Annotated in this window: 2 protein-coding genes and 1 pseudogene; 1 reads left to right on the forward strand and 2 read right to left on the reverse strand. The window is 37.8% G+C overall.

Going from position 1 to position 2,622, the window contains the following annotated elements; translation table 11 throughout:
* Window positions 1-126: 126 nt before the first annotated feature.
* Window positions 127-228, forward strand: a pseudogene (locus NH462_RS22750) (transposase); the annotation flags it as partial.
* Window positions 229-793: 565 nt separating this feature from the next.
* On the opposite strand, the gene NH462_RS22755 reads toward NH462_RS22750, so the two are convergent.
* Window positions 794-1,342 carry a hypothetical protein gene (locus NH462_RS22755; protein WP_253107818.1) on the reverse strand — a complete coding sequence of 183 codons (549 nt, stop codon included), beginning with the start codon at window positions 1,340-1,342 and terminating at the stop codon, window positions 794-796.
* A gap of 77 nt (window positions 1,343-1,419) precedes the next feature.
* Window positions 1,420-2,475, reverse strand: a complete 1,056-nt coding sequence (locus NH462_RS22760; protein WP_253107819.1) for a hypothetical protein — start codon at window positions 2,473-2,475, stop codon at window positions 1,420-1,422.
* Window positions 2,476-2,622 lie beyond the last annotated feature (147 nt).

Genomic DNA, 2,622 nt, shown 5'->3' on the forward strand with positions numbered 1-2,622 from the left:
GTTTCTAATTTGATTGCCGCAGAATAGGTTGCGCGTTTTAATTTCGTCATTTTTTCACCCAAATTTGTATGCAAATAGCATAACATTTCTTTCTTAATGGGTGGCCAAATTAACTATGCCACTACACACGGTGCAGTTGGACGAGAGCGAACAATAACCGCTTACTGCGAAACACTGCAAAAACGACGACGGACAAACCTAACAAACTGCGAGCGCTTGCTGGCTTAGTAAAACGAACATATTCAATTCTAGAGTTTCTTGCTGCTGTATTTTCAGTGCTTTGCCGTGCGCGATAACCCAATTTTAGTGTAGAGATACGCTTGAGTGCTAAAAAATAACTTATCGAAAAACGTTTTTGTACCCTGTGATTGAGGTGTTTACATACTTTTTTACTTCACTACCTCAGTTTGGATGCTAATTGTGATGGATGTCACTTGTTTTCTCAACGCTAGAATTTCTTACTGCTGTATTTACAGCGCGTTGTCGTGCGCGATAACCCGGTTTTGATGCAGAGATACGCTTGGGCGCTAAAAATTGGCCTACCGAAAAACGTTTTTATACCCAGTGATTGAGGTGTTTCCGCACGTTTTAATCTCACTTTGTCAGCATAGATACAAATAACGATGGGTGTCATCAATGACTCATTCCTCAATATGTGTTTGCCGTAAACGATTTAACGGCTAACCGACATAACGAAGTTGAACAGGTTTAAGCGTTGCCAATACAAATTAGCTGCTTAAAAGCAGCTAAAAAGAATCGTTATGCTTACTTGACCGGATAAGGTTCATATGTGTTAGCTGCTTTCAATTACGATCAAATTTTGTTCATGTTTAGCAAAAGAAACAAGCTCTTCTTTTTTGAAAGGTCCAGAAGGTGCTTTCTTCTTTTTGCTATATTTCTGCATCTTCTCGTGGAGTGACTTGAATTTTTCGCCAATTGACTCATCGCCATTTGAAGCATGTCGCTCTGTAATTGCTGGCTCCAATAACGGCCAATAGCGTTCTATATAGTAACTATAAGAGTCCCATACTATATTTTTGGACAAAATTCCTTCATGAACATAAAGCCCTAGATCCTCAAAGAAGTTGATTAAAATAACCTCTTCTTCATGAAGGTTTAGGCACCCTTTAATATAGTCTTGTGATGCATGGCTTCTGCATTTTAGTAAAATATTTCCACCCCATTTTTCATCGCACTTATGTAGAGTTTGCAGCATGTTTGATTTTCTTTGGATTCTAACCTGCTGATAAACCATTATGAGTGTGATTGTAATAACAAAGAATTGGCACATTGACCAAAACCATGATGAGTCCTTTCCAAAAATTGCCTGAATATACTCCATTTTCTTCCTCGTTATTAGTTTAGTATGGACAGCTAACGCCAAGTTCACCGGCTTGTCCGGTGCAACTTTTTGTTAGGCTATATCGCTTTTAGTTTTCTAGAATTAGATATAACATTTTCGGCTCTTTCGTCCCACCATTTGAGCTCTTCTGTTAAGTAATCAATAGTGATTTCTTCACTAAATTCGTTTATAAGCAATAAATAAAACGCAAACGACTTGTCGATAGGCCAGTCTCCATCTGAAGGATCTTCATGAAATATAGCCTCTAAGAACTTTTTGTGATTTTTCCGAAGAAGAGAATTTACAAAACCAAGGTTTGCAACGTTAAATCGTTCCAATTCTTCCACACACTTGCCGATGTAATTTTCTTCATCATCCCAATCGGCACCAACTTTGAAGCCGATATCATTCATTGTTTCGACTATTTTAATGAATAGTTTTGATTCCATTAATAATTCCCGAAGAATTATAGAGTCAACGCGTGTATCATCACTATTTTCCTCAACAATATTTGGTGCATTCTTTTTAAGAAAAGATGCTTCATTACGTATTTCAATAAACTGCTCATCAGCTAACTCGAAAAGGCCAGCAAGACGAAAAAGTTTTCGACGCAACGCTGCAGGAACATCTCCTTCTCTTTTATACTGTAAGGCGTGTGATATTGCAGCCCAAGAGTGCTGTAGGACAGTTCTTACTTGAACCTCAGCATGTAAATCTTTATAAGCTTTCCATTCGGTTAATTTCGCTCTCGCTCTATTTATGCGAATTACAAAATGAGTAGATATATAGCCGAACTTATCGGGTGAGTATTTATCAGGTTGATGAGACTTTTCAACTTCCATAACTTCGAATTCATCAGCTATTAAGTCCTGAACAGCTATTGAGTCATCTTGATAGTAAAGTACTAACCTTACTCCTACCAAATCTGGAACTTCTTCAAGTACGTTTACATAACTTTTCCCAGGGCGATTGATCTTTTCTTTTAAACTCTCTGGGGTCTTGGCGCGGGATTCAGTAAAGTGAACGCGAATATTAGAACCTGCCAATAGGTCGCACAACAACCCTTCCAGTCTTTTGGCGTAAGACCCATATGTTACGTACAACTTTCTGTACTTTTCTATTTGGTTATTCATATGGTGAATCCTTTATGAGCCTAACGAGCCTGTAGAATAACTCGTTTCAAATTTGTTTTTGTAATCAACAAACGATAACTGAGTTCCTATTTTAATTCAATCGTTTAGTTGGGTGTGAGTTGTTATTTTAGGGCGTTTTTTTAAGCT

The organism is Pseudoalteromonas sp. OANN1 (assembly GCF_024124685.1).
In the GTDB taxonomy this organism is placed as follows: domain Bacteria; phylum Pseudomonadota; class Gammaproteobacteria; order Enterobacterales; family Alteromonadaceae; genus Pseudoalteromonas; species Pseudoalteromonas piscicida.

Bases quoted from the DNA above. Each gene is read 5' to 3' on its own strand.
- NH462_RS22760 (WP_253107819.1), bottom strand. From the start codon at position 2,475: ATGAATAACCAAATAGAAAAGTACAGAAAGTTGTACGTAACATATGGG.
- NH462_RS22755 (WP_253107818.1), bottom strand. From the start codon at position 1,342: ATGGAGTATATTCAGGCAATTTTTGGAAAGGACTCATCATGGTTTTGG.